Genomic DNA, 26882 nt, shown 5'->3' with positions numbered 1-26882 from the left:
CCTCGTCCTCGCTGAATCGTGGCGGAGGCGCCCAGGGCGCCCCGCTGTCCGTTTCTAGCGCCTCTGCCCCGAAGCGCATCGACGAATTCCGGCAGGCGCGGGGCAAAAGCGACATCCCGGACGGCTGGCCCGACTTGGCAAGGGCCACGGCGGGCGGCTAGGCTGGCCACAGGGAGGACGGACCGTGGCCGAAGAGGAACGCGAACGGTTCACCACGGCGGAAATCGGCGCCGTGGCGCATCTGTACCGCGGCGAGGTCTATCGCAGCACGATCTGGCGCACGCGGCTGGACACCACGACCAACTGGTCTGTGGTCACGCTGGGCGTAGCGCTGTCGATCTCCTTTGCCTCGCCCGAGGCCTCGCCGCTGCCGCTGGTGCTGGTCGGCGTGCTGATCGTCTTCTTCCTGGTGCTCGAGGCCCGGCGCTACCGCTATTTCAACGTCTGGCGCGCGCGCTGCCGCTGGATGGAAACGCATTTCTACGCCCCCATGCTGCTGGAGGGCGACCTTCATCTCGAAGAGAACTGGCAGGAGGTGCTGGCGAAGGACTACCTGCGCCCCGAGTACCACGTCAGCTTCGCCTCGGCGATGGGGCGCCGCATCCGGCGCAACTACCTGTGGATCCTGCTGATCCAGACCGTGGCCTTTGCCGGCAAGGTCGCCGTCCACCCGACGCCGGTCGAGACCTGGGGGCAGGCGCTGGAGCGCTCCGCCGTCGGACCGCTGCCGGGCTGGGTGGTGATCGCCGTGGGCGGCCTCTACATCCTCTGGTGGTCGGGCATGGCCTACTGGAGCTGGCGCCGGGACAATGCCCGCGCCCGCCGCCGCGGCAATGGCGGATCGGGCATGGGCTAAGCGGCACCATGCGGGCCAGACGGGCACAGCCCCGGCTCCGGCAACAGCACAGAAATCCATCCATGGATTTCCCGCATCCCGTCCACGGGATGCCCCGCCGCCTGCCGCACCCCGCAGAGGCCCCCGGAACTTGCGCCGCACCGGTGATGTTTTGCCTGAAAGCAGACAGGATCATGACAGGCTTTTCCAAGACATCCACCGGCAAATGGGCCCTCTACGCCGTGCTTGCCGCCGGGATCGCCGTGGCGCTGATGGGCTTTCTCGCCGGCGCTTTCCTTTTCGGCATCTCCATCGCCGCCTGCGTCCTGATCTGGATCCTCGGCGGGTGGTCCGTCAGCCACCGCCAGCGCCAACAGGACCGTGCCCTCCGCCGCGCCGTCGCGGCGCAGCGCAGGGCCGGTGCGCTGGCGGACAGGGATGCGCCGCCCACCCGCTGACCGCCCGCGCCACCCCGGGCAACAGCCCACCCACCGGCGGCACACAGCCGCCGCCGTCACCTGTCGTCCCTGCCGTAACGGCGGGCCTGCGCCGTCGCCTCTTGCGCAGTCCCGCCGCTGGGCCTATTCCGCCAGCATGACCCAGCATGACCGCCTTCTGATCATCGACTTCGGCTCTCAGGTAACGCAGCTGATTGCGCGCCGCCTGCGCGAGCTGAACGTCTACTGTGAAATCCACCCCTACCAGAACGTCACCGACGCCTTTCTCGCGGATTTCGCGCCCAAGGCCGTGATCTTCTCGGGCGGGCCCGACAGCGTCACCCGCGAGGGCAGTCCGCGCCCGCCACAGGCGGTCTACGACCTCGGCGTGCCGATCCTCGGGATCTGCTACGGCCAGCAGGTCATGATGCAGGACCTCGGCGGCCGCGTCGTCGCGGGCGAAGGCACCTCGGAGTTCGGCCGCGCCTATGTCGTGCCCTCCGACGACCGGATCGAGCTGCTGACCGGCTGGTTCCTCGACGGCTCGGGCCGCGAGCAGGTCTGGATGAGCCACGGCGACCACGTCTCGGAGATCGCGCCGGGCTTCGCGGTCTACGGCACCTCGCCGGGCGCCCCTTTCGCCATCACCGCCGATCTCGACCGCCGCTTCTTTGCCGTGCAGTTCCACCCCGAGGTCCATCACACGCCCAACGGCGCGACGCTCTACGAGAACTTCGTGCGCATGGCGGGCTTCAAGGGCGACTGGACCATGGGCGCCTACCGCGAAGAGGCGGTGGCCAAGATCCGCGAACAGGTCGGCGACGCCAAGGTCATCTGCGCGCTCTCCGGCGGCGTCGATTCCTCGGTTGCGGCGGCGCTGCTGCACGAGGCGGTGGGCGACCAGCTGACCTGCGTCTTCGTCGACCACGGTCTTCTGCGCCTGAACGAGGCCGAGGAAGTCGTGGGCATGTTCCGCGACCACATGAACCTGCGTGTCATCCACGCGCAGGAACAAGAGCTGTTCCTCGGCGAGCTCGACGGCGTCAGCGACCCCGAAACCAAGCGCAAGATCATCGGGCGGCTCTTCATCGACGTCTTCCAGAAATACGCCGACCAGATCGAGGGCGCGCAGTTCCTCGCGCAGGGGACACTCTACCCGGACGTGATCGAGTCGGTCAGCTTCTCCGGCGGCCCCTCGGTGACGATAAAATCGCACCACAACGTCGGCGGCCTGCCGGAAAAGATGGGCCTCAAGCTGGTCGAGCCGCTGCGCGAACTGTTCAAGGACGAGGTCCGCGCGCTGGGGCACGAGCTGGGTCTTCCGGCCAGCTTCATCGGGCGCCACCCCTTCCCCGGGCCGGGTCTGGCGATCCGCTGCCCCGGCGAGATCACCCGCGAAAAGCTGGAGATCCTGCGCAAGGCCGATGCGGTCTATATCGACCAGATCCGCAAGCACGGGCTTTATGACGAGATCTGGCAGGCCTTCGTGGCCATCCTGCCCGTCCGCACCGTCGGCGTCATGGGCGACGGACGCACCTACGACTACGCCTGCGCCCTGCGCGCGGTGACCTCGGTCGACGGCATGACGGCGGATTTCTACCCCTTCAGCCACGACTTCCTTGGCGAGACCGCGACGCGGATCATCAACGAGGTCAAGGGCATCAACCGCGTCACCTACGACGTCACCTCGAAGCCCCCCGGCACCATCGAGTGGGAGTGATCCTGCTCCCGCTGCGCCTCTGCCTCGCCTATGTGCTGCTCTGTGCGGTGCTGGGCTTCGGATCGGCCTTCGTGGTGCCCTCCTGCGCCTCTGTCACCGGGGCGCGCGACGTGGCGCTGGTGCTGGGCGCCGGCATCCGCAAGGACGGCACCCTGTCGCCCGACAGCGCCACCCGCACCGAGGCGGGCGCCGAGCTTTACCGGCGCGGTCTTGTCTCGGCGGTCCACCTCAGCGGCGGCGGCGCCGTGGGCGGCACCACCATCGCCGAGACCATGGCCCGGCACGCCATGGACCACGGCGTGCCGGAAAGCGCGGTGTCGTGGGAGGGCCGCTCTCAGTCCACGCTGCAGAACGCCCTCTTTTCCTTGCCCATGCTGCCCGAAGACGCCACCATCCGGGTCGTGACCGAACCCTATCACGCCCTGCGCGGGGCCGCGTCGTTTCTGGCGGCGGGCCGCCCCTCTCCGGTCTGCGCCGCGCCGCGCGGCGACACCGGCGCCCATGACTGGGCCCGCGACCGGCTTCGCGAGACCGCCGCCTGGGGCCTGAACATCCTGCGCGGCAGCGCCTACGGGATCTCCGCCCTGCTGGGACGGGCGGACACCCTGCCCGACTGGGTGCTGGAGTAGAGCCCGTGGCCGTGACCCTGACCGGATATCTGACCGTCCCGCTGGACCGGCTCGAAGAGGTCCGCACCGCCCTGCCCGAACACATCGCCCTGACCCGCGCCGAACCCGGCTGCCTGTCCTTCGACGTGATGGAAAGCGTGTCGGACCCCGGGCGCTTCGCGGTGTCGGAACGCTTCCTTGGCCGCCCCGCGCTGCAGGCGCACCGGCTGCGCACCGAGGGCTCAGAGTGGGGCCGCCTGACGCAGGGCATGACCCGCGCCTACCAGATCGCGGAGGACGTGGACGGCGACGAAGACGGCAGGGATGACGCGAACTGACGCGCATTCAATTTGCACCGCCCCCACAGAACGGCTATCGCCTGCGCCATTGAGGGAAAGAGGGCCTATTTCATGACCGACGCACTGACCGACCTGCTTTCAACGCGCGACTGGCTGCTGGCCGACGGCGCCACCGGGACCAACCTCTTCAATATGGGCCTGTCCTCGGGGGACGCGCCCGAATTCTGGAACGAGCAGGAACCCGACAAAATCCGCGCGCTCTATCGCGGCGCGGTCGAGGCCGGGTCGGACATCTTCCTGACCAACTCCTTCGGCGCCAATGCCTCGCGGCTGAAACTGCATGATGCCGCCGATCGCGCCTACGACCTGTCGAAGCTGGCCGCCGAACTGGGCCGCGAGATCGCCGAGGCCGCTGGCCGCAAGGTGATCGTCGCGGGCTCCGTCGGCCCGACCGGGGAAATCATGGGCGCCGCCGGCACGCTGTCGCACGAAAGCGCCGTGGCGATGTTCGAAGAGACCGCAAGAGGCCTGATGGACGGCGGCGCCGATGTGCTCTGGGTCGAGACGATCTCGGCCCCCGAGGAATACCGCGCCGCCGCCGAGGCCTTTGCCAATGTGGGCGCGCCCTGGTGCGGCACCATGAGCTTCGACACCGCCGGGCGCACGATGATGGGCGTGACCTCGGCCGACATGGTCAGGATGGTCGAGGGGCTGGGCAATCCGCCCATCGCCTTCGGCGCCAACTGCGGCGTCGGCGCGTCGGACCTGTTGCGCACGGTGCTGGGCTTCGTCGCCCAGGGCACCGAACGCCCGGTGATCGCCAAGGGCAATGCGGGCATCCCCAAATACGTCGACGGCCACATCCATTACGACGGCACGCCGGAACTGATGGCCGATTACGCCTGCCTGGCACGGGACGCGGGCGCGCGGATCATCGGCGGCTGCTGCGGCACGATGCCGGTGCACCTCAAGGCCATGCGCGAGGCGCTGGAGACACGGCCCAAGGGACCGCGCCCGACGCTGGACCAGATCACCGAGGCGCTCGGCGGGTTTTCCTCGGACAGCGACGGCACCGGCGACGACGACGGCCCGCAGCGCGAACGCCGGGGCCGCCGCCGCAAAAGCTGAGAGCGGTGTTAGGGAAGGATTAACCAAGCCATGGCAAAGATCGGCCATGGCAGGTGTTCCCGATCATATCCGACCCGACGACTGGCTGCGCACGGTCTTCTCCGCCCGCGCGGTCTCGGAAGGCGGTGTGATCCGGCGCAAGACCCGGGATATCGAGCGCATCGTCGGCCGCGACCGCTTCCTGATGGAGCTGAACAGACGGGGGTTCCGCGCGGTGCAGAACGGCGGGCAGACGGTGATCTTCTGCAACGCAGAGCCCGTCCGCATCCTGCGCTGATCCAATTCCATCCATGGAATTGATGCATCCCGTCCACGGGATGCCCGGCCCCTGATCGAACCGGCTCACCCGCCCCACGCCGCCAATTCCATCCATGGAATTGGCGCATCCCGTCCACAGGATTCCTGTCGCGGTGCGCTGATCCACACAACGCGGTCGTCGCCAGTCGCCTCTGCAAGCGCCCTCATTCCATCCATGGAATGAGCCAATCCCGTCCACGGGATTTCCCCCGCCCCCGTGAAATCGGGATCAACACATGTATCAATTTCAGATCAATGACGAAAAAGATGGCTGATTTCTGCCAATTTACCCGAAACCCCTTGTATCAATCTTTGCAAAACCTTCATTTTACAGGGAACCCGAAAGCGCCTACCGCGCTTCCAGAGAAGACCATCAGGACAGGATACCCCCATGCGCATCGCGATCCTCGGCGGCGACGGCTTCGTCGGCTGGCCCACCGCCCTCCACCTCTCGAACGCCGGCCATGAGGTCCATATCCTCGACAACCTCTCGCGCCGCTGGATCGACACCGAACTCGGCGTACAGTCCCTGACGCCGATGGATTCGATCCAGGAACGCTGCCGCATCTGGAAACAGACCTCCGGCGAAACCATCCGCTTCCACCTGATCGACCTCGCCAAGGAATACGAGCGCCTCAAGGCCTGGCTCACCGAGCACGCCCCCGACGCGATCATCCACTTCGCCGAGCAGCGCGCCGCGCCCTACTCGATGAAGACCGACCGCCACAAGGTCTACACGGTGAACAACAACACCAGCGCCACGCACAACCTGCTGGCCGCCATGGTCGAGGCCGCCCCCGAGGCGCATCTGATCCACCTCGGCACCATGGGCGTCTACGGCTATTCCTCGGTCGGTGCGCCGATCCCAGAGGGCTACCTCGACGTGCAGATCGACACGCCCACCGGCCCGAAAGAGCAGCAGATCCTCTACCCGACGAAGCCCGGCTCGGTCTATCACATGACCAAGTCCCTCGATCAGATCCTCTTCCAGTTCTACGCCCAGAACGACGGGCTCCGGATCACCGACCTGCATCAGGGCATCGTCTGGGGCACCCACACCGACCAGACCCGCCGGCATGAGCAGCTGATCAACCGCTTCGACTACGACGGCGATTACGGCACCGTGCTGAACCGCTTCCTCATCCAGGCCGCCATCGGCTACCCGCTGACCGTGCACGGCACCGGCGGCCAGACCCGCGCCTTCATCCACATCCAGGATTCGGTGCGCTGCATCGAGCTGGCTCTGGGTGACGCGCCGCAGCAGGGCGACCGGGTGAAGATCTTCAACCAGATGACCGAAACCCACCGTGTCCGCGACCTTGCCGCGCTGGTGGCCAGGCTTGCCAGGGCAGAGGTCCGCAACCTGCCGAACCCGCGCAAGGAAGCGCCCGAGAACGACCTGATCGTGAACAACGACCAGTTCCTCGCGCTGGGTCTGAACCCGACCACGCTGGCCGAGGGCCTGCTCTCCGAAGTCGTCGATGTGGCGAAGAAATACGCCCACCGCATCGACCGCTCGCGGGTGCCCGCCGTCTCGGCCTGGACCAAGGACATCGCCAAGACGGTCGAGCACGACCCCGAAGCCAAGGCCCTGCGCGCCGTCTCATGAGAAACGCCTATGTCACCCTTGTCACCAACGCGGACTTCGCGTTGGGGGCAAGGGCGCTGCTCCACGCGCTTGCCACCACCGGCACAACGGCGGATCGAGTCGTCTTGCATACAGGCGGTGTGCAGGACGCCGATCTCGCGCCCCTGCGCGCGCTTGGTGCACAGCTTGTATATGTCGATCCCCTGCCGGTCTCGGACGCCTTCGTCGCGGCCCATGCCAAGGACCAGATCCATGGCCGCAACCCCTTCACCAAGGGCGAGAAGCCAGCCTTCCACACGCCGCTCGACAACTTCTGCAAGCTGCGGCTCTGGCAGCTGCCCTATGACCGGGTGGTCTTCCTCGACGCCGACACGCTAGCGATCCGCAATATCGACCGGCTCTTCGACTACCCGGAATTCTGCGCCGCCCCCAACCTCTACGAGGGCCTCGGCGACTTCCATCGCCTGAATTCCGGCGTCTTCACAGCCCGCCCCTCGGCCCGGACCTTCGAGGCCATGCTGGCCCGCCTCGACGCCCCCGGCGCCTTCTGGAAACGCACCGACCAGACCTTCCTCGAAAGCTTCTTCCCCGACTGGCACGGCCTGCCGGTCAGCTACAACATGCTACAATATGTCTGGTTCAACCTGCCCGAGCTCTGGCACTGGCCCTCGGTCAAGGTCATCCATTACCAGTACGAAAAGCCCTGGCAGGAGCACGCCAAGCTGGACCGTCTGAGCCCCCTCGTCGACCTCTGGCGGGCCTATGCCGCCGATCAGACGCCGGACCTCACCAAACTGCAAGACCCGTCGTGACCGGCCTCATCGCCCTCACCGGCGCCACCGGCATCGCCGGAGAGGCCCTGACCCCGCTTGCCGACCTCACGCTGGGCCGTCGCCCCCTGCCGGGCACGCCACACCGGCCCTTCGACCTGACCGGCCCCGCGCCCGATCTCTCCGGCGTCGACACCCTGATCCACGCCGCCTTCTCGCACCTTCCGGGCAAGTACCGCGGCGGCGAGGGCGACGACCCCGCGGGCTTTCTCACCGCCAACCGCGACGGCACCCAACGCCTCTTCGACGCCGCCGCGCACCAGGGCGTGAAACGGGTGATCTTCCTCTCCTCGCGGGCGGTCTTCGACGGGTTGCCCCCCGGCACCGACCTGCCCGAAGACCGCGCACCGGATCCGCAAAGCCTCTACGGCCAGGCCAAGCTGGCGGCAGAGACCCACCTCGCGACGCTCCCGCTCACCGGCCTCAGCCTGCGCGCCACCGGCCTCTACGGCCCGGGCCGCGCGCACAAATGGCAAGACCTCTTCGCCGATTACCGCGCGGGCAAGACCATCGCGCCCCGCCGCGCCACAGAGGTCCACACCGCGGACCTCGCCCAGGCCGTCCGCCTGCTGCTGACCGAAACCACGCCCGGCCCGGTCCACCTGTCCGACATCCTGCTCGACCGCCACGACCTGCTCGCCGAGGTCCAGCGCCTCACCGCCTGCCCATACCCGCTTCCCGCAAAGGCCAGCACAGCGGTCAGCCAACTCCGCTGCGCCCGCCTCGCCAACCTCGGCTGGACCCCCGGCGGCACGGCCCTCCTGCACCGGACCCTCGCGTCCCTCCTGCCCTGAGGCGCGCGCCCGGGCTTTGTCCCTGCGAGAATACTCAGGCCCGCCGCACGCCCGTCACAGCCGCTCCGCGCAGCCCGCAGCTTCTTCTTGGTCCAAATACCTAATCCGACCGCCGCCAAGGGGCGCCTTGCTGCCCACCTTCAGAAACACCGCGCAACAGACCGGTTCCGCCAGGCCTCAACCCCATGAAACCCGGCCGGCCGCTCCGCCCGGCAATGGCCGGAAGCTGCCGCGCAACCATGGCAGCCCGACAGCTCCGGTCCCACAAACACCACAGCCCGTCCATCCGGTCGGCGCCTCCCCCGGCGCGGAAGCCCGGGCGAAGCCCCTCGACACATCCGTCGCAAGCCCCTCAGAGCGGCGGAATATCCCCGGCTTCGAAGACCTGCTGGAAACCCGCCTCCCATTCGGCAAAGCGGCCCTCGGCGATCGCGCCGCGCATGCCCTGCATCAGCTCCTGGTAGTAATGCAGGTTGTGCCAGGTCAGCAGCATGCCCGCGATCATCTCTCCGGTGCGATAGACGTGATGCAGGTAGGCCCGCGAATAGGACCGGCAACAGGGGCAGGTGCAGGCTTCGTCCAGCGGCCTCGGATCGTCCGCATGGCGGGCATTCTTCAGGTTGACCTGCCCCCGCCGGGTCCAGGCCTGCCCGGTGCGCCCCGACCGGGACGGCAGGACGCAATCCATCATGTCGATGCCGCGCGCCACGGCCCCCACGATGTCCTGAGGCTTGCCCACCCCCATCAGGTAGCGCGGCTTGTCCTCGGGCAGGAACCCCGGCGCGTAGTCGAGACAGGCGAACATCGCCTCCTGTCCCTCGCCGACCGCAAGACCGCCCACCGCGTAGCCGTCGAAGCCGATGGACACCAGCGCCTTGGCGCTTTCCTCGCGCAGATCGCGCTCCAGCCCACCCTGCATGATGCCGAACAGCATATGCCCCGGCCGATCGCCGAAGGCCTCGCGCGAGCGCGCCGCCCACCGCATCGACAGCGCCATGCTCTCGGCGATCCGGCCCCGGTCGGCGGGCAAGGCCGGGCATTCGTCGAAGGCCATGACGATATCCGACCCCAGAAGCCGCTGGATCTCCATGCTGCGCTCGGGCGTCAGCATGTGCTTCGACCCGTCCACATGGCTGCGGAAGGCCACACCTTCCTCGGTCAGCTTGCGCAGGTCGGCCAGGCTCATCACCTGGAACCCGCCCGAATCCGTCAGGATCGGCCGTTCCCAGTTCATGAAGCGGTGCAGCCCGCCCAGCCGCGCGATCCGCTCGGCGCCGGGCCGCAGCATCAGGTGGTAGGTATTGCCCAGCAGGATATCCGCGCCGGTCTCGCGCACGCTTTCGGGCATCATGCCCTTCACCGTCGCCGCCGTGCCCACCGGCATGAAGGCCGGCGTGCGAATCTCTCCGCGCGGGGTGCGGATCACGCCCAGCCGCGCCTGCCCGTCGCGGGCCTGAACCGTATAGGATGTCTGTGTCATGAGGCTTCATGGCAAACCCCGCGCGATTTGAAAAGGCCCGCAACGCCCGCCCCGCGCGCCAACCCGAGGAGAAGGCCAAGGGCCGCCCGACGAGACCCCTGCGCGCGCAGCGCCCCTTTGGATCAAATGCCCGCTTGCCCCGGCGCGTGGGCTTCGCCAATCATGCGCTTATGAGCAGAACCCCGGTCTACAAGGGCGGCATGGATGCCGTCATCGCCCAGTACGAAGGCCGCCGAGACCCCTTCGAGCACCGCGCGGACGAGGGCCTGCCCCCCGCCGATCTCGACCTCGGGCCGCTGACGCAAAGCCGCATCACGCCCCCCGGGGAAGACCCGCGCCATGCCCCGCCGTTCCGATCCGCCCTGCATCGCAAGACCTTCCAGATCCGCGAGGAGCTGACGGGCGCCTCGGACCTCTGCGCGCTCAACGCGCTTCTGATCTCGCACCTGCGCAAACGCAGCGCCCCGCCCGAGGCCGCAGTGCTGTTCCAGCGCCTCTGGGCCGAACAGGGTGCGCATTTGCTGGCCGAGCTCGATCCGCGCTGGCTGGTGTCATCCATCACCACCTTCGGCGACCACGGCACGACCACCGTGCAGCGGTCCGTCGGGCTGGCGCTGACCGTGCTTTTCGGGATGATAAAACTCTACGAGACAGAGCGGCTTTATTCCGGCACCCCCTCGGACAAGGCCTTTGTTCTCGATGGGAAAATTCGCGGCACCCTGCCGATGGAGATGAACAGCTACAGCCTTGTGAACGGCGGGCTCGACGTCAACCTGCTGGGCCGTCTCTGGCAAGAGGCCGAGGATGACATCGTCATCCAGCCGCTCGCGCATCACCTCTTGGACATGCTGATCCACGACCCCAACACGCTGTTCCGGCGCCTGCGGGTCATGAGCCAGCGCAAGACCCGGCGCGAAAAGGACGACCCCGCCGCCAAGCCGCGCCGGTCGAACATCGCCCCGGTTCCGGCCACGCCGCTGGACCCGCGCACCCTGCGCTGGGGCCTCGTCTCGACCGTCAAGGCGCCGCTCGACCGCATCGCGCGCTTCGCCGCCTACCATCTCGACCTCGGCGCCCATGCTCTGCACCTCTACCTCGACGAACCCGATGAGGCCGCGGCGCGCTACCTCACGCAGGATCCTCGCGTGACGGTTACACAATGCGACCCAACATATTGGGAAAGAACGGGAAAGAAGAGGTCAGAGGCACACCAACTTCGGCAGGCCCACAATGCGACCCGCAGCCTGCGCGCCTCCGCCGGAGACCTCGACTGGCTGGGTCACATCGACGTCGACGAGTTCATCCTGACCGACCGCCCGATGCCCGAGACCCTTGCCGCCGTCCCGCCCGGCACCGCGATCACCCGCCTGCCGCCGGCAGAGGCGTTGGCCCCGGCCGAGGGCCTCCCGCGCCACTTCAAGCTGACCCACAAGCAGGCCGGCGTGAAGAAGGCACAGCTGCAGGATATCTACCCGACCTTCGGCCTGCACCTCTACGGCGGGTTCCTGTCGCATACCTCGGGCAAGGTCTTTGCCCGCACCGGCATTGCCGACACGCGGCTGGGCATCCACACGCTGAAACACATGGGGGAAGACGCCACAAACCGCTTCAAGCCCGCCGGGCTGTACCTTGCCCACCTGCATGCGCCAAGCTGGGAGCATTTCCGCAACCACCTGAAATTCCGTCAGGAAAAGGGATCCTACCGCGCCCGCGCCGACCGGCCCGAACTGGGACAGGCAGAGTTGTTGCGCTTCCTCTCCGAAGAGGGCGAGGAAGCGCTGCGCAGCTTCTTCGACGAGGTCTGCGCCGATACACCGAGGCTGCGCGAGGCGCTGTCGGCGCACGGCATGCTGCTGACCCGCGACCTCGACCTCGACGGCGCGGTCCGGCGGGTCTACGGGGCGCTGCCATGACTACATGGGGCACCGTGACCACCGTGAAGGCGCCGATGCGCACGATCCTGACCTTCGCGGCCTGGCATCTTGAACAGGGCGCGCACCGGCTGTTCTTCTACCTCGACGAGGACGCGCCAGAGACGCTGGCCGTGCTGAAGGCGCACCCGAAAATCCGGGCCTGGCACACCGATGCCGCCTGGTGGGCCAAGCGCAAGGGTCGCCCCGACAAGCATCAGGCACGGCAGGGGCTGAACGCGCGCCACGCCAACAAGCGCAAAGCCGAAACGGACTGGCTGGCGCATATCGATATCGATGAATTTCTATTATCAGACAAACCGATAACAGAACATCTTCACGCTCTGCCTGAGGATTGCCTCTGCGCCCGCCTGCGCCCGGTCGAGGCTTTGGCGCCCGGTTCCGGCACGGCACCGGGAGAGACCGCCTTCAAGGCCTTCCACCTTGCGCAGGGCCCCCGGCAAGAGGCGGCAGAGGACTGCTTTCCCACCTGGGGCCCGCATCTGTCCGGCGGTTTTCTCAGCCATGTCGCGGGCAAGCTGTTCTTCCGCGCGGGCACGCCCGGCCTGCAGATCAAGATCCACAATCTCAGCCTGAACGGACAGGAAAACCCCGGGCAGCAGGCCCTTCCCGGTATCGAGCTTGGCCATTTCCATGCCGCCGACTGGCAGCATTTCATCGACGCCTACCGCTTCCGGCTGGCCCGCGGTTCCTACCGGTCAGAGCTGAAGCCGCAGGTCCGGCGCGACGGGGCCGTGAACCTGCATGACCTCTTTGCCATGATCGAGGACACCGGCGGCGAACCCGCCCTGCGCGCCTTCTTCGACGAGGTCTGCACCGCAGGCGCCGACCTCTGCGCCCGGCTGGACCGCCACGGCCTGCTGCGCCGCCAGCGCATGGATCTTGACGGGATTCGGGAAAAGCACTTCCCCGGCGTTCCGGTGGCCCCGGACAGCACCTCAAACGCACCCTAGCCCCGGCGCCTGCGCTGTGATCACGCACGGATTGACCTTTCCGGGGTTTTTCCCTATAGCGCCGCCACGGGGTATCAAGCGACTTCACGCCGGGCCAGCCGGGTCCGCCCCCTGACAGATGTGCGGGCCAGGCCACCAGTGTCCGCAAACTACGGACACACATGACAAAATTTTCTGACCTGAACCTCAGCCCCAAAGTCCTGAAAGCCATCGAAGAGGCGGGATACGAGACGCCGACGCCGATTCAGGCAGGCGCCATTCCCCATGCCCTCGAAGGCAAGGACGTTCTGGGGATCGCCCAGACCGGCACCGGCAAGACCGCCTCCTTCACCCTTCCGATGATCTGCAAGCTGGCCCGTGGCCGCGCCCGCGCCCGGATGCCGCGCAGCCTTGTGCTGTGCCCCACGCGCGAACTGGCCGCGCAGGTCGCCGAGAACTTCGACACCTATTCCAAATACGTGAAGCTGACGAAGGCGCTGCTGATCGGCGGCGTGTCCTTCAAGGAACAGGACATTCTGATCGACAAGGGCGTCGACGTGCTGATCGCCACGCCCGGCCGCCTGCTAGACCATTTCGAGCGCGGCAAGCTGCTGTTGACCGGCATCGAGATCATGGTGGTCGACGAAGCCGACCGCATGCTCGACATGGGCTTCATCCCCGATATCGAGCGCATCTTCAGCCTGACGCCCTTCACCCGGCAGACCCTGTTCTTCTCGGCCACCATGGCGCCCGAGATCGAGCGCATCACCAATACCTTCCTGTCGGCCCCGGCACGGATCGAGGTGGCGCGCCAGGCCACCGCCTCCGAGACCATCGAACAGGGCGCCGTTGTCTTCAAGCCGTCGCGCCGCGACCGCGAAGGCACCGAAAAGCGCAATGTGCTGCGCGCGCTGATCGACCAGGAAGGCGAGGCCTGCACCAACGCGATCATCTTCTGCAACCGCAAGGTCGATGTGGACGTGGTCGCCAAGTCGCTGAAGAAATACGGCTATAACGCCGCGCCGATTCATGGCGACCTTGACCAGTCGACCCGGATGAAGACGCTCGACGGCTTCCGCAACGGCGAGGTGCGTCTGCTGATCGCCTCTGACGTGGCGGCGCGGGGCCTCGATATTCCGGCGGTCAGCCACGTCTTCAATTTCGATGTGCCCAGCCATGCCGAGGACTACGTCCACCGCATCGGACGCACCGGGCGCGCCGGACGGTCCGGCAAGGCCTTCACCATCAGCACGCCGCGCGACGAGAAGTATTTCGAAGCGGTCGAAAAGCTGATCCAGAAGGAAATCCCGCGTATCGACAACCCGGTGAAGAGCGCCCCCGCGCCCGCCGCCGAACCGGAAGAAAAGCCCGAGGCCCGCAGCGACGAGGGCGAAAGCCGCTCGCGGTCGCGCACCCGCAGCCGGTCGCGCAAGGACGAGCCGCGCAACGACCGCCCCGAGCGCAGCCCGCGCGCAGATCGGGGTGACCGGTCGGTCCGCAATGACCGGCCCGAGCGCGGCGACCGCCGCGGCGGCGGCAGCAATGTCGTGGGCATGGGCGATCACATGCCCGAGTTCATCGCGCTCAGCTTCGACGAGCGTCGCGCCTCCTGACAGGTCGGAGGGGCCGCCAAGGGCGTCCCCTCGTCACCCGGCGCCGGGCAATCGCTACCATTGTAGAACCCAACATCCCGACGCACCCGGGATTACGCGTACCATCAGGCCAGCGTGGCCTGCATCGTGATCTCGCAGTTCAGCAGCTTCGAGATCGGGCAGCCGGCCTTGGCCGCCTCTGCCGCCTTCATGAAGTCTTCCTCCGACGCACCGGGGACCTTGGCGGCCACCGTCAGGTGACTTTTCTTCACGGCGAACCCCTCGCCGTCCTTGTCCATCGACACCTTGGCCGTCGTCGAGATCTCTTCCGGTGTCAGGTCGCTTTGCCCCAGGATCATCGACAGTGCCATGGAAAAGCAGCTGGCATGGGCGGCGGCGATCAGTTCTTCGGGGTTTGTGCCCGCCTGCCCTTCGAACCGGGTATTGAAGCCGTAGGGCTGATCCTTCAAAGCCGTGCTTTCGGTCGAGACGGTGCCCTTGCCGTCCTTGAGGCCACCCATCCATTTCGCGGAACCGGCTTTCGTGATCATGGTCTTGCTCCTTTTGTCCATTTCGCGACAAACGCGATACAGAAGGAACGTGGCCCGCGTGGCCCGAGTTCCCCCAGCCGCGTCAGACTTCGCGATTTGTTAAGACAGGCCGTGCAAGCCTTGCGCCACGCGGCCTGCCCCGCAACAGGAAACGCTTCATGACGTGTTTGGTTCAGCCTACGTTCGCGCCTTCGTACGCTGCCCCGCCCCGCTCCGGGCGCAGGCCAGTCAGGAGGGGTTCGACTGCCCCTGCAGGGTCCGCGACATCTCGGCCCGGGGCGCAAGGCTGTCGGTCGCACCGCGCCCTTCCGCAGGCCCGGCCTCCGGCTTTGCAGCGATAGGCTACGCACAGACCCCGGCATCCAGCGGAGGAAGATCCGCCCGTCGCCGGGGGTGCAGTTAGACTTGGCGCAGGCCGTCCGCGCCGCCCCTTATTACCCGCTGGCGGCGCGGTTCGGCAGCCCTGCGTCGCGGCTCAGCTCAGGCGGCTGACGACAACCGTGACCTCGGGCTTCTTGCCGATCTCGTTCAGGGTGCTCTGGCGCGTGACGCGGCGCAGCCCCTCTTCCAGCTTGTCGTCGTCGGTCAGGGTCTTGTCCCCGGCCCGGCCCATGAACTGCGACAGATCCTCTTCCAGAACGTCGACCAGCGGCGCATGGCTGCGCCCCATCTCGGGCAGGCCCATGGTCTCGCACCAGGGCTCGCCCAGCGGCTGGTCGTCCTCGTCCAGGATCACGGTCACGATCACATGCCCGTTCAGCGCCATGCGGATGCGGTCGCGTACGATGCCGTCCAGCGCGCCGATCTGCACAGAGCCATCGAGGTAGGTGCGCCCGGTCTCGATGTATTCGACCACCCTGGGCTCATTGCCGGAAAGGTCGATCATCATGCCGTTGACCGCCAGCACCCCCTTGCGCCCCTTGGCAGAGGCGATGCGCGCGTGTTCGCGCAGGTGCCGGTGTTCGCCGTGCATGGGCACCACGACCTGCGGCTGCACCACGTCGTGCACGGTCTCAAGGTCCGGCCGGTTGGCGTGCCCCGAAACGTGGTAATCGCCCATGCCGTCATCGACCACGTCGACGCCCTTTTCGGACAGCTGGTTCATGATGCGGAACACGTCCCGTTCGTTGCCCGGGATGGTCTTGGAGGAGAACAGGAAGAGGTCGCCCTCCTGCAGCTCGATGCCATTGTACTTGCCGCGCGCCAGCTGCGCCGACGCGGCCCGGCGCTCGCCCTGGCTGCCGGTGACCAGCAGCATGACGTTTTCGCGCGGGATCGACGTCACATCCTCGGGCCCGATCACCTTGGGGAAGGACGACAAGACGCCGGTCTCGACCGCCGCCTCGATCATCCGCCGCATGGCGCGGCCCAGAAGGCAGATCGACCGGCCCGCGCGGTCGCCCGCCTCGGCCAGCGTTTTCACCCGCGCCACGTTCGACGCGAAGGTGGTGGCCACGACCATGCTTTTTGCCTCGGCCACCAGCTTTTCCACCGCCGGGCCGACAGTCGCCTCGGACCGGCCGGGATGGCGCGAGAACACGTTGGTCGAATCGCAGACCAGCGCCTTCACCCCGTCCTTCGACACCTCGGCCCAAAGCTCGGGATCCCAGGCCTCGCCCACCAGCGGCGTGCGGTCGAGCTTGAAGTCGCCGGTGTGGATGACGCGGCCCGCGGGGCTGTCGATCACCAGCCCCGAGCTTTCGGGGATCGAGTGCGAGATCGGCAGGAAGCCCACGGTGAAGGGCCCCAGCGTCACGGTTTCCGGCCAGGCCGACACGGTGCGCACGGCCTTCCCTTCGACCCCGTATTCCGCCAGCTTGTGCCGCGCGATATTCGAGGTGAAGGCCCGCGCGTAGATCGGCGCGCCCAGCTGTTCGAAGGTGTGGCCCACGGCGCCGACGTGGTCCTCATGCGCGTGGGTGATCAGCACCGCCTCGATCCGGTGGCGGTTCTCCTTCAGCCAGCTGATGTCGGGGATGATCAGGTCGACGCCCGGCGTGGTGTCCATGTCCGGGAAGGTCACGCCGATGTCGACGACGATCAGGCGCTCTTCGCCCGGTTTGCCGTAGCCGTAAACGTAGCAATTCATGCCGATTTCCCCGGCACCGCCGAGGGGAAGGTAGATCAGTCTGTTGTCGCTCATGTGCCTCAATCCTGTAAGCTGTTGTATTTATGGATCTCGGTCAGCCCATGCATCGTCAGATCCTCGCGGAACTCATCGAAAAGGTCCGCCGATTGCTGGAATAGGGGCGCCAGCCCGCCCGTCGATATCACCCGCATCGGGCGGTCGCGCTCGCCCTTGATGCGGTCGCAGATCTCGCGCACGAGACCCACGTAACCCCAGAAGATGCCCGACTGCATGCAGGCCACCGTATTGGTGCCCACAACCCCCTGCGGGCGGGATATGTCCACATGCGGCAGTGCGGCGGCGGCCTGGTGCAGCGCCTCCAGCGACAGGTTCACGCCGGGCGCGATCACGCCGCCGACATAGGCGCCGTCGTGATCCACCACGTCGAAGGTCGTCGCGGTGCCAAAATCCACGATGATCAGGTCGCCGCCGCACAGGCTGTAGCCCGCCACCGTGTTCACAAGCCGGTCCGGGCCGACCTGCGTGCCCGCATCGACACGCACGTCGATGGGCAGCAGGCAGTCGGGGCGGCCCACCACCAGCGGCCGGGTGTTGAAGTAGCGATCCGCCAGAACCCGCAGGTTGAAGACCACGCGCGGCACGGTCGAGGACACGATCATGTCGGTGATATCCGCCTCGATGCCCTGAAACTCCATCAGGGTCGACAGCCAGACGTAATACTGGTCCGCCGTGCGCCGGTGTTCCGTCGAGGTGCGCCAGGTCGCAATGAAGCGTTCACCGTCCCAGATCGAGAAAACGGTGTTGGTATTGCCGCAGTCGATGGCAAGAAGCATGGGCGTCCCGATTCAGGCAGGTGGGTTCAGAAGAAGACGTCCGCGGCAGCGATGGCCACGCGGCCCTTGGGCGTCTTTAGGACAAGTCGACCGGCCTCGTCCACCGTCTCGAAGGTTCCGGTCAGGGTCTCGCGCCCGGTCCGCGCGGTGATCTCTTCACCCAGGCGCGCGGCCCGCGCCAGCCAGGCCTCGCGGATCGGGGAGAAACCATAGGTTACCAGACGCTCCTCGAGGCTGGCCCAGGCCACGGCCAGGGCCTCCAGCAGCGCCTCGGGTGTCACGCGCACGCCGGTCTCCGCCAGCACCGACACCGGCAGGACGGCGCCGCTCTCGACCTCTGCGGCCTCGGGCGCGGCCACCAGGTTCACCCCGATACCCACCGCCAGCGCGCCCTGCCCCAGCCCCTCCAGCAGGATGCCCGCCACCTTGCCGTGGTTCATCAGCACATCGTTCGGCCACTTCAGCGCAAGGCCCGCCGCCGTGCCCGTCACCGCCTCCAGCGCGTCGTATAGCGCCAGCGCCGCCACGAAGGACCGCAGCGCAACCCGGTCCGGCGGCTCGTCCAGCCGCACCACCAGCGTCGCCGCGAAATTGCCCGCGGGCATGACCCAGCCGCGCCCGCGCCGCCCGCGCGCCGCAGTCTGCCGCAGGCCCAGGATCCACTCGGGCCCGACCAGCCCGGGGGCCAGCCGCGCGGCCTCGGCATTGGTGCTGTCGACCTCCGCCAGCACCCGCCGCCCATAGCCCGATGGCCAGCCCATCAGGACCGGCCCCCGGCTTCTTCTTGGCAAAAATACCCTCCGCCGGAGGCTCCTGCCGCCGCGACCCGTGCAGCCCTATCGGACAAGCGTCACCGCCGCGGCCTGCGCCGCGCCCTCGATCCCGAAGAGGTTCACCACGCCCGCGACCATGATGATCGCCGAGGCCATCAGGAAGCCCGTCAGCACCGGCGACCGCCCGCCGTCCAGCGCATCCTCGCGGTCCTCGCCGAAATACATGTAGTAGACGATCCGCAGGTAGTAGAAGGCGCCGATGACCGAGGCCACCACGCCCGCCACCGCAAGCCAGGCCAGCCCGGCGTCATAGGCGGCACGCAGCACGTAGAGCTTGCCGAAAAAGCCCACCAGCGGCGGCACACCGGCCAGCGAGAACAAGAGCACCAGCATGGCCAGCGCCTTGCCCGGCTCTTTCCTCGAATACATCCCCAGCGCCTCGATATCCGTGACGGGGTGGCCGTCCCGCTCCATCGAGAGGATGAAGGCGAAGGTGCCGACGTTCATGGTGACGTAGATCGCCATGTAGATCAGCATGGCCTGCACACCCAGCGCGGTGCCCGCGGCCAGCCCCATCAGCGCATAGCCCATGTGGGCGATCGAGGAATAGGCCATCAGCCGCTTGATGTCGCGCTGCCCGATTGCCGCCACCCCGCCAAGGAACATCGACAGAAGCGACAGAAGCGCCACCACCTGCCCCCAGTCCGAGGTGACGGTGCCGAAGGCGTCGAACATCACGCGGGCAAACAGGCTCATGGCCGCAACCTTGGGCGCGGTGGCGAAGAAGGCGGTGACCGGCGTGGGCGAGCCCTCGTAGACGTCCGGCGTCCACATGTGGAAGGGCACGGCAGAGACCTTGAACGCGAGGCCGGAGATCAGCAGCACCAGCCCCAGCAGCAGCCCGATGGAGATCTCCCCGTCAGAGGCCGTGGCGATGATGCCCGAGAACAGCGTCGTGCCGGCATAGCCGTAGACCAGCGAGGCGCCGTAAAGCAGCAGGCCCGAGGACAGCGCGCCCAGCACGAAATACTTCAGCCCCGCCTCGGTCGACTTGGCGCTGTCCCGGCGCAGCGCCGCGACGACGTAAAGCGCCAGCGATTGCAGTTCGAGCCCCATGTAAAGCGCCATCAGGTCGCCCGCAGAGACCATCATCATCATGCCCACCGCGGCCAGCGCGATCAGCAGCGGGTATTCGAAGCGCAACAACCCGCGTCTTGCCATGTAGCCCTCGGACATCAGCAGCACGCAGGCGGCGGACACCAGGATCACGATCTTGGAAAACCGCGCAAAACCGTCGTCGTTGAACATGCCGCCAAAGGCGGTGCGCGTGCCTTCGCCGGTTGTCCCGATCCAGAAGGCCACCGCGAGGAACAGCCCCGAGGTCAGCCAGACCAGCAGCGGCGCCGCCTTGTCCTTGCCGGTGTAGACCGCCGCGACCAGCGCCACCATGGCATAGATGGACAGCAGGATTTCCGGCAGGATGATATTGAGATCAGCCGTCAGCATTGCGCCCTCTCCTCAGTGGTCCGCATCCGCGACCTGCGTGGTCGCGGGCGAAAGATCGGCGGCGGCAACCGCCTCGTCGTATTGGCTCAAGAGCGCTTCGACCGAGGGGCCGATGCGGTCGAGGATCGGCGCCGGGTAGACCCCCATCCAGATCGTCATGACCACCAGCGGTGCAAAGATCGCCTTTTCGCGGGTCGTCATGTCCTTGATGGTGCGCAGGCTTTCCTTGATCAGATCGCCCATGACCACGCGGCGATACAGCCACAGCGCATAGCCCGCCGACAGGATCACCCCCAGCGCCGCGACGGCGGCGACCCAGGTGTTGACCTGGAAGATCCCCATCAGCGTCAGGAACTCGCCGATGAAACCGCTCGTCCCCGGCAGGCCGACGTTGGCCATGGTGAACAGCATGAAGATCAGCGCATAGGCCGGCATCCGGTTCACCAGGCCGCCGTAGGCGTCGATGTCTCGGGTATGCATGCGGTCGTAGATCACGCCTACACAGAGAAACAGCGCCCCCGAGATGAAGCCGTGGCTGATCATCTGGAAGATCGCCCCGTCGACGCCCTGCTGGTTCGCCGCAAAGATCCCCATGGTCACGTAGCCCATGTGGGCCACCGACGAATAAGCGATCAGCTTCTTCATGTCATCCTGCACCAGCGCCACGAGCGAGGTGTAGACGATGGCGATGGCCGACATCCACAGGACCAGCGGCGCCATGACCTCGGACCCGACCGGGAACATCGGCAGCGAAAAGCGCAGGAAGCCGTAGCCGCCCATCTTCAGCAGGATCGCCGCCAGCACCACCGACCCGGCGGTCGGCGCCTGAACGTGGGCGTCGGGCAGCCATGTATGCACAGGCCACATCGGCATCTTCACCGCGAAGCTGGCGAAGAAGGCCAGGAACAGCATGGTCTGCATGCCGCCGATGATCTGGATGCCGAACAGGCTGAAGGTGCCGCTGTCGAAGCTGTGCGTCAGCAGCGCGGTCTGGCCCTCGCCGCAGGCGCCGATGCAGGTGGTGCCCGCCTCGGTATACATCGCCACCATGGCCACCAGCATCAGCACAGAGCCGAGGAAGGTGTAGAGGAAGAACTTGAAGCTTGCGTAGATGCGGTTCTTGCCGCCCCAGATGCCGATGATCAGGAACATCGGGATCAGGCCCGCCTCGAAGAAGAGGTAGAAGAGCACCAGGTCCAGCGCCATGAAGACGCCCAGCATCAGCGTTTCCAGCAGCAGGAAGGCGATCATGTATTCCTTCACCCGGGTCGTCACACCCCAGCTGGCCGCGATGGTCAGCGGCATCATGAAGGTCGTCAGCATCACGAAGAGCACCGAGATGCCGTCGACGCCCATGCGGTACTTCATGCCCAGAAGCCAGTCCGCCTCGTCCACCATCTGGAAGCCGGTGTCGGAGGGGTCGAACTGGAACAGGATGAACAGCGAGATCAGGAAGGTCGCCGTCGTGGTGATCAGCGCCAGCCAGCGGGCATTGCGGTCTGCCGCCTCGTCCCCGCCGCGCAGGAACAGCGCCATGATCAGCGCCGCAAGGGCGGGCAGGAAGGTGACGATGGAAAGTAGGTTGCCCATCAGTGCGCCCCCCCGGTCATGGTCATCCAGGTGATGAAGACGGCGATGCCGATCACCATGGCGAAAGCGTAAGTGAAGATATAGCCGGACTGCGCGCGCCCCGCGAGACGGGTGAAGAAGGGCACGATGCCCATGGCAATCCCGTTGATCCCGCCGTCGATGACATCGCCGTCGCCGCGCTTCCACAGGATGCGGCCAAGGCTTTTGGCAGGCCGCACGAAGAGGAAGTCATAGATCTCGTCGAAATACCACTTGTTCAGGAGGAACAGGTACAGCGGGCGCTGGCTTTCGGCCAGGCGCTTGGGCAGCGCCGGGTTCACGATATAGAAGATATAGGCCGTCACCAGACCGATCAGCATGGCGATGAAGGGGCTGATCTTGACCCATGTGGGCGCGTGGTGCGCCTCGTCCATGACGTGGTTGTCGGGGGCCATGTAGATCGCCCCCTCGGGTGCCATGGCGGGCAGCGCGGCATGGGTGCCGTCGGCCAGCGTCGCGTGATCGCCGGACGGATCGACCGCCTCGGCACCATCCGCTGCGGGCACTGCGCCCTCGGCCAGCTCCGCGTGCTCGGCCCCGTCGCCATGCTCCGCCCCTGCGCCCTGCTCGGCGGCCTCGGCGTGATGCGCGGGAATGCCGAAGAAGGCGTTCACCCGGTCGTGGTCCCCGAAGAAGGAGCCGTACCAGACCATCCCCGAGAAGACCGCACCCAGACCCAGCACGCCCAGGGGCACCAGCATGACCGTCGGGCTTTCATGCGCGTGCTCATGCTTGTGCTTGTTGCCGCGCGGCTCGCCGTAGAAGGTCATGAACATCAGGCGCCACGAATAGAACGAGGTAAAGAGCGCCGCGATCACCAGCATCCAGAAGGCATAGCCCCCCGCCGTGCCGGCCCATGCGCTCTCGATCACCGCATCCTTGGACAGGAAGCCGGCAAAGCCGATGTGGGTCAGCGGGATGCCGACACCGGTGATGGCCAGCGTGCCGACCATCATCGCGGCAAAGGTGTAGGGGATTTTCTTCCGCAGCCCGCCGTAGTTCCGCATGTCCTGCTCGTGGTGCATCGCGTGGATGACCGACCCGGCACCGAGGAAGAGCATCGCCTTGAAGAAGGCATGCGTGAAGAGGTGGAACATGGCGACCGAGTAGACGCCGACGCCCGCCGCCACGAACATGTAGCCCAGCTGCGAACAGGTCGAATAGGCGATCACACGCTTGATGTCGTTCTGCACCAGACCCACGGTCGCCGCGAAGAAGGCGGTGGTCGCGCCGAGGATCGTGATGAACATGGTGGCGTGCGGCGCGAACTCCATCAGCGGCGACATGCGGCAGACAAGGAAGACGCCCGCCGTCACCATGGTGGCCGCGTGGATCAGCGCCGAAACCGGCGTCGGACCTTCCATGGCGTCGGGCAGCCATGTGTGCAGCAGCAGCTGCGCCGACTTGCCCATGGCGCCGATGAACAGCAGCACCGCCACCAGCTCTGCCGCGTTCCACGAGGTCCAGAGGAAGGTGATCTGCGTCTGCGCCAGTTCGGGCACGGCGGCAAAGACATCGTCGAAGCGCACCGAATCCGTGAGGTAGAACAGCGCGATGATCCCAAGCAGGAAGCCGAAGTCGCCGACCCGGTTGACGATGAAGGCCTTCATCGCCGCCGCATTGGCCGAAGGCTTGCGGTAGTAGAAGCCGATCAGCAGGTAGGAGGCGACGCCCACGCCCTCCCAGCCGAAGAACATCTGCACGAGGTTGTCCGAGGTCACCAGCATCAGCATGGCGAAGGTGAAGAAGGACAGGTAGGCGAAGAAGCGCGCCTTGTAGCTTTCCTCGCCCTCCTTGAAGTTCTCGTCATGGGCCATGTAGCCGAAGGAGTACAGGTGCACGAGCGCCGAGACCGTGGTGACGACGATCAGCATGATCGAGGTCAGGCGGTCCAGCCGGATCGACCACTCGGTCGACAGCGTGCCGCTTTCGATCCAGCGCATCACCGGGATCTGCTGCGTTTCCGGCCCGTGGGTCAGGAAGACGATCCACGAGAAGGCACAGGCGAGGAACAGCAGGCCGGTGGTGACCCATTGCGCGCCCCGGATCGAGATGAAGCGCCAGCCGAAGCCCGCGATCAGGCTGCCCAGCAGGGGCGCGAAGAGGATGATGGTTTCCATGGTATTGTCCTCTCAGCCCGCGATCATTGAAATCAGCAACAAAAGCTGCGGATCGGGATAGGGCAGCATCATGAACTTGGGGGCAGCCCATGCGATCGCATTTGCGGGTGTTCCTCCAATCAGAAGCATGAAACCCGGCAGACCAACGTTGGTGATCATCGGCTTAACCCTTCATCACGTTGACGTCTTCAACCGCAATGGTGCCACGGTTGCGGAAGAAGCAGACGAGGATCGCAAGGCCGATGGCGGCCTCGGCGGCGGCGACGGTCAGCACAAACAGCGTGAAGACCTGCCCCACCAGATCGCCCAGATGGGTCGAGAAGGCCACGAGGTTGATGTTCACCGCCAGAAGCATCAGCTCGATGCTCATCAGCAGGATGATCACGTTCTTGCGGTTCAGGAAAAGCCCGAAGATGCCGATGACGAAAAGCACCGCCGCCACCGTCAGGTAATGTTCCAGTCCGATCATCTGTCCCCCTCGGGCCGCTCCGCCCGATTTGTGGTCTTGTCCGTCAGGGGCCGGTTCGCCGGTCCCTTGCTTGCGCGCCCCTGAAAGGCCGCGTTTCGTGGCGGCCTAGCCGCCGAAGTCGCCGCAGGCCACCGGAACCGCCGTCACGATGCCCACCGCGACCGCTGTCCAGCGGTCTGCGTTCACGGCAGCCGCCCGCGCCGCAGAAGCCGCCAGCCGGGCATTCGGCTGCGCCAGCCCTCGCGCACATGCACGGGCACCAGCCGCATCGCCCGCCGCAGCAGCCATGCGCCCAGTGTCAGCTTGAAGGCCCAGAAGGCCGCATAGGCCGCCAGCCCTGCGGGCGACAGCATGAAGTCGAAGAATGCGCTCACAGCCCCTGCCCCGGTTTGACGTCGCGCAGCTCCATGGCCTTGGCCGGGTCGCGGTACATCTGCGCCAGCACGTCCTGGCGCTTCACATCCTGACGGTGGCGCAGCGTCAGCACGATGGCCCCGATCATCGCCACCAGCAGGATCAGCCCGGCCAGCTGGAACAGCAGGAAGTAGCGGTCATACAGCAACATGCCCAGGGCCTGCGTGTTGTGCATCTCGGTGCCGATGGGCGCGGCGCGCTGCGCCTCGGCCATGTCCGAGGCGTCCCATGCGCCGAAGGCCATGACCAGCTGCATCAGGATCACCAGCCCGATCAGCAGCGCGAGCGGCATGTATTTCGCCATCTCGGCCTTCAGCTCGGCAAAATCCACGTCCAGCATCATCACCACGAAGAGGAACAGCACCGCGACCGCGCCGACGTAGACGATGACCAACAGCATGGCCACGAACTCGGCGCCCATCAGGACAAAGAGCCCCGCAGACGACAGGAAGGCGAGGATCAGCCAGAGCACCGAATGCACCGGGTTGCGGCTGACGACGGTGAACAGCCCGCCCGCGATGGCACCGATCGCAAAGAGATAGAAGGCAAAGACGGTCATGTTTCGTCGTCCTTTCGGTCTGTCATGACCTCGCGCGCAAGGTCCATGGCCCGGGTCATGGCGGGAATGCCCGCGAACATCGACATCTGCGCGATGGTCTCGGCCACTTCCTCGTCGGTGGCGCCCGCCTCGAGCGCGTGGCGCACCGCCATGCGGAAGGGCGTTTCGGCCTGCGCGCCCTGCATGGTCATGCCCGCGATGGTCAGAAGCAGCCGCGTCTTGGCGTCCAGCCCGGATTGCGACATGCCCTTGCCGAACCACATCTCCATCGCGTCCTTGGACATGGTCGGCCAGAGCTTTTCAAAGCCCTTGGGATCGAAGGAGGAGAGCGCCGGGTTGAAGGCCTTGGCCATCTCCTGCGCCTGCTGCATCATCAGCTCGAAGGGGGTCTTGGCGTCAGACATCGCGGCTCTCCCGACCATGGATTTTGGAAAATCCATGGCAAAAATCTTCGAAGATTTTTGCGTCGTGGGTCATCGGTAGGGGGCGTCCAGTTCGAGGTTGCGGGCAATCTCGGCCTCCCAGCGGTCGCCGTTCTCAAGCAGTTTCTGCTTGTCGTAGAACAGTTCCTCGCGGGTCTCGGTCGAGAACTCGAAGTTCGGACCCTCGACAATGGCATCGACCGGGCAGGCCTCCTGGCAGAAGCCGCAGTAGATGCATTTGGTCATGTCGATGTCGTAGCGCGTCGTGCGGCGCGAGCCGTCGTCGCGCGGTTCGGCGTCAATGGTGATCGCCTGCGCCGGGCAGATCGCCTCGCAAAGCTTGCAGGCGATGCAACGTTCCTCGCCGTTGGGGTAGCGCCGCAGGGCATGCTCGCCGCGGAAACGCGGACTCAGCGGGCCCTTTTCATGCGGGTAGTTGACCGTGGCCTTGGGCGAGAAAAAGTATTTCAGGCCCAGCTGGAACCCCTTCACGAAGTCCGCGAGCAGGAAGTATTTCGCGGCACGGCCGTAATCCATGGTAGCCATCAAGAACTCCCCTGTGTCTGCGCCGCGCCCTGCGTCCGGGCCTCGAGGCGCTCGGCCTCGGAGGCGTCCATCAGCGGATCGCCGTTGGCGTCGTATTCCTGAAACCCGGTGCCGGCGCCGGGCGCCTGCATCGGCTGCTCTGCGTCCTGCTCCGGCCGCGCCGGGGCCCCGGCGGCTTTCTTCGCCTCGGTGGCCTGAACGTCGGCGGCCCAGCGGAACAGGGCGGCGGCGATCTCTGTCGCCTGCGGCATCAGGTTGCCGTCGCTGTCCACATCCGGCAGGCCGGTGTCGCGGACGACGAAATCGCCCAATTCGATCATGTCGATGTATTTCGCGTCGAGGATCGCATTCTTGAGGTCGCTCATCGGGGTTCTCCCATGTCAGAGGCGACGGACGTCAGGCCCGCCCCTCTGCACAGCATAGCACCGAACGCCCGCCCCTTCTCGGGAAAGGCCGGGGCGCCAGTGCGGCAGACCATGCGTGTCGCTGTCGGACCCAAG

29 protein-coding genes are annotated in these 26882 nt (G+C 66.5%); 14 read left to right on the top strand and 15 right to left on the bottom strand.

Features of this window, described 5'->3' with window-relative positions:
* The first annotated feature begins 184 nt into the window (after positions 1 to 184).
* The 10 genes from ACN5KJ_RS02840 (at position 185) to ACN5KJ_RS02795 (ending at position 8536) form a co-directional block, all read left to right on the top strand.
* The gene (locus ACN5KJ_RS02840; protein WP_347167466.1) at positions 185 to 856 is read left to right on the top strand and encodes a DUF2270 domain-containing protein; all 672 of its coding nucleotides are present in this window, start codon (positions 185 to 187) and stop codon (positions 854 to 856) included.
* A gap of 173 nt (positions 857 to 1029) precedes the next feature.
* On the top strand, positions 1030 to 1293 hold the full coding sequence (locus ACN5KJ_RS02835) for a hypothetical protein (protein ID WP_418591974.1): 264 nt from the start codon (positions 1030 to 1032) through the stop codon (positions 1291 to 1293).
* Between the two features lie 136 nt (positions 1294 to 1429).
* Positions 1430 to 2992 (top strand): glutamine-hydrolyzing GMP synthase, encoded by a 1563-nt coding sequence (gene guaA, locus ACN5KJ_RS02830; RefSeq protein WP_418591973.1) that lies wholly within the window; start codon positions 1430 to 1432, stop codon positions 2990 to 2992.
* Positions 2989 to 3621 (top strand): YdcF family protein, encoded by a 633-nt coding sequence (locus tag ACN5KJ_RS02825; RefSeq protein WP_418591972.1) that lies wholly within the window; start codon positions 2989 to 2991, stop codon positions 3619 to 3621. Before guaA ends, ACN5KJ_RS02825 begins: the two co-directional genes overlap by 4 nt.
* 5 nt (positions 3622 to 3626) lie before the next feature.
* Positions 3627 to 3938, top strand: coding sequence for a putative quinol monooxygenase (locus ACN5KJ_RS02820; RefSeq protein WP_418591971.1), 312 nt, complete (start codon positions 3627 to 3629; stop codon positions 3936 to 3938).
* 72 nt (positions 3939 to 4010) lie between these two features.
* Positions 4011 to 5027, top strand: a complete 1017-nt coding sequence (bmt, locus tag ACN5KJ_RS02815) for a betaine--homocysteine S-methyltransferase (protein WP_418591970.1) — start codon at positions 4011 to 4013, stop codon at positions 5025 to 5027.
* A 46-nt stretch (positions 5028 to 5073) separates the two neighbouring features.
* Positions 5074 to 5304 (top strand): hypothetical protein, encoded by a 231-nt coding sequence (locus ACN5KJ_RS02810; protein WP_206564894.1) that lies wholly within the window; start codon positions 5074 to 5076, stop codon positions 5302 to 5304.
* A gap of 411 nt (positions 5305 to 5715) precedes the next feature.
* Entirely contained in the window at positions 5716 to 6933 is a 1218-nt protein-coding gene (locus ACN5KJ_RS02805) for an NAD-dependent epimerase/dehydratase family protein (RefSeq protein ID WP_418591969.1), read from the top strand.
* Positions 6930 to 7724: a glycosyltransferase gene (locus tag ACN5KJ_RS02800; protein WP_418591968.1), complete on the top strand. Its 795-nt coding sequence runs from the start codon at positions 6930 to 6932 to the stop codon at positions 7722 to 7724. Before ACN5KJ_RS02805 ends, ACN5KJ_RS02800 begins: the two co-directional genes overlap by 4 nt.
* Entirely contained in the window at positions 7721 to 8536 is an 816-nt protein-coding gene (locus ACN5KJ_RS02795; RefSeq protein WP_418591967.1) for an NAD-dependent epimerase/dehydratase family protein, read from the top strand. The genes ACN5KJ_RS02800 and ACN5KJ_RS02795 overlap by 4 nt, the downstream gene beginning before the upstream one ends.
* A gap of 352 nt (positions 8537 to 8888) precedes the next feature.
* Here ACN5KJ_RS02795 and tgt read toward each other — a convergent pair whose 3' ends face one another.
* A complete protein-coding gene (gene tgt / locus ACN5KJ_RS02790) occupies positions 8889 to 10016 on the bottom strand; it encodes a tRNA guanosine(34) transglycosylase Tgt (protein ID WP_418591966.1) in 1128 nt (375 codons plus the stop codon).
* A 170-nt stretch (positions 10017 to 10186) separates the two neighbouring features.
* Here tgt and ACN5KJ_RS02785 point away from each other — a divergent pair, with 170 nt between their 5' ends.
* The 3 genes from ACN5KJ_RS02785 to ACN5KJ_RS02775 all read left to right on the top strand — a co-directional run bounded on the left by ACN5KJ_RS02785 (position 10187) and on the right by ACN5KJ_RS02775 (position 14492).
* Complete coding sequence (locus ACN5KJ_RS02785; RefSeq protein WP_418591965.1) at positions 10187 to 11929, top strand: glycosyltransferase family 2 protein; 1743 nt, start codon at positions 10187 to 10189, stop codon at positions 11927 to 11929.
* Complete coding sequence (locus ACN5KJ_RS02780) at positions 11926 to 12900, top strand: glycosyltransferase family 2 protein (protein WP_418591964.1); 975 nt, start codon at positions 11926 to 11928, stop codon at positions 12898 to 12900. The genes ACN5KJ_RS02785 and ACN5KJ_RS02780 overlap by 4 nt, the downstream gene beginning before the upstream one ends.
* Positions 12901 to 13061: 161 nt before the next feature.
* Entirely contained in the window at positions 13062 to 14492 is a 1431-nt protein-coding gene (locus ACN5KJ_RS02775) for a DEAD/DEAH box helicase (protein WP_347167456.1), read from the top strand.
* 104 nt (positions 14493 to 14596) lie between these two features.
* On the opposite strand, the gene ACN5KJ_RS02770 is transcribed toward ACN5KJ_RS02775, so the two are convergent.
* Positions 14597 to 15022, bottom strand: a complete 426-nt coding sequence (locus ACN5KJ_RS02770) for an OsmC family protein (RefSeq protein WP_418591963.1) — start codon at positions 15020 to 15022, stop codon at positions 14597 to 14599.
* A 163-nt stretch (positions 15023 to 15185) separates the two neighbouring features.
* Here ACN5KJ_RS02770 and ACN5KJ_RS02765 point away from each other — a divergent pair, with 163 nt between their 5' ends.
* Positions 15186 to 15425 carry a PilZ domain-containing protein gene (locus tag ACN5KJ_RS02765; RefSeq protein WP_418591962.1) on the top strand — a complete coding sequence of 80 codons (240 nt, stop codon included), beginning with the start codon at positions 15186 to 15188 and terminating at the stop codon, positions 15423 to 15425.
* Between the two features lie 72 nt (positions 15426 to 15497).
* Here ACN5KJ_RS02765 and ACN5KJ_RS02760 read toward each other — a convergent pair whose 3' ends face one another.
* The 13 genes from ACN5KJ_RS02760 to ACN5KJ_RS02700 form a co-directional block, all read right to left on the bottom strand.
* On the bottom strand, positions 15498 to 17165 hold the full coding sequence (locus tag ACN5KJ_RS02760; protein ID WP_418591961.1) for a ribonuclease J: 1668 nt from the start codon (positions 17163 to 17165) through the stop codon (positions 15498 to 15500).
* 5 nt (positions 17166 to 17170) lie between these two features.
* Positions 17171 to 17944, bottom strand: a complete 774-nt coding sequence (locus ACN5KJ_RS02755; RefSeq protein WP_418591960.1) for a type III pantothenate kinase — start codon at positions 17942 to 17944, stop codon at positions 17171 to 17173.
* A gap of 26 nt (positions 17945 to 17970) precedes the next feature.
* Positions 17971 to 18705, bottom strand: a complete 735-nt coding sequence (locus ACN5KJ_RS02750; protein WP_418591959.1) for a biotin--[acetyl-CoA-carboxylase] ligase — start codon at positions 18703 to 18705, stop codon at positions 17971 to 17973.
* A 75-nt stretch (positions 18706 to 18780) separates the two neighbouring features.
* On the bottom strand, positions 18781 to 20223 hold the full coding sequence (nuoN, locus tag ACN5KJ_RS02745; protein ID WP_418591958.1) for an NADH-quinone oxidoreductase subunit NuoN: 1443 nt from the start codon (positions 20221 to 20223) through the stop codon (positions 18781 to 18783).
* A gap of 12 nt (positions 20224 to 20235) precedes the next feature.
* Positions 20236 to 21813 (bottom strand): NADH-quinone oxidoreductase subunit M, encoded by a 1578-nt coding sequence (locus ACN5KJ_RS02740; RefSeq protein ID WP_418591957.1) that lies wholly within the window; start codon positions 21811 to 21813, stop codon positions 20236 to 20238.
* Positions 21813 to 23972: an NADH-quinone oxidoreductase subunit L gene (gene nuoL / locus ACN5KJ_RS02735; RefSeq protein ID WP_418591956.1), complete on the bottom strand. Its 2160-nt coding sequence runs from the start codon at positions 23970 to 23972 to the stop codon at positions 21813 to 21815. The genes ACN5KJ_RS02740 and nuoL overlap by 1 nt, the downstream gene beginning before the upstream one ends.
* Before the next feature lie 12 nt (positions 23973 to 23984).
* The gene (locus ACN5KJ_RS02730) at positions 23985 to 24131 is read right to left on the bottom strand and encodes a hypothetical protein (protein WP_347167452.1); all 147 of its coding nucleotides are present in this window, start codon (positions 24129 to 24131) and stop codon (positions 23985 to 23987) included.
* Between the two features lie 4 nt (positions 24132 to 24135).
* Positions 24136 to 24441 carry an NADH-quinone oxidoreductase subunit NuoK gene (nuoK, locus tag ACN5KJ_RS02725; protein WP_023849383.1) on the bottom strand — a complete coding sequence of 102 codons (306 nt, stop codon included), beginning with the start codon at positions 24439 to 24441 and terminating at the stop codon, positions 24136 to 24138.
* 182 nt (positions 24442 to 24623) lie between these two features.
* Complete coding sequence (locus tag ACN5KJ_RS02720; protein ID WP_347167451.1) at positions 24624 to 24815, bottom strand: hypothetical protein; 192 nt, start codon at positions 24813 to 24815, stop codon at positions 24624 to 24626.
* Positions 24812 to 25414 carry an NADH-quinone oxidoreductase subunit J gene (locus tag ACN5KJ_RS02715; RefSeq protein WP_023849385.1) on the bottom strand — a complete coding sequence of 201 codons (603 nt, stop codon included), beginning with the start codon at positions 25412 to 25414 and terminating at the stop codon, positions 24812 to 24814. Before ACN5KJ_RS02715 ends, ACN5KJ_RS02720 begins: the two co-directional genes overlap by 4 nt.
* A complete protein-coding gene (locus tag ACN5KJ_RS02710) occupies positions 25411 to 25818 on the bottom strand; it encodes a carboxymuconolactone decarboxylase family protein (RefSeq protein WP_206564876.1) in 408 nt (135 codons plus the stop codon). The genes ACN5KJ_RS02715 and ACN5KJ_RS02710 overlap by 4 nt, the downstream gene beginning before the upstream one ends.
* A 69-nt stretch (positions 25819 to 25887) precedes the next feature.
* On the bottom strand, positions 25888 to 26382 hold the full coding sequence (gene nuoI / locus ACN5KJ_RS02705; protein ID WP_418591955.1) for an NADH-quinone oxidoreductase subunit NuoI: 495 nt from the start codon (positions 26380 to 26382) through the stop codon (positions 25888 to 25890).
* Positions 26382 to 26747, bottom strand: coding sequence for a hypothetical protein (locus ACN5KJ_RS02700; RefSeq protein ID WP_418591954.1), 366 nt, complete (start codon positions 26745 to 26747; stop codon positions 26382 to 26384). The genes nuoI and ACN5KJ_RS02700 overlap by 1 nt, the downstream gene beginning before the upstream one ends.
* Positions 26748 to 26882: the final 135 nt, after the last annotated feature.

The organism is Ponticoccus sp. (in: a-proteobacteria) (genome assembly GCF_048381735.1).
This window is presented reverse-complemented; position numbering and strand designations above follow the sequence as displayed.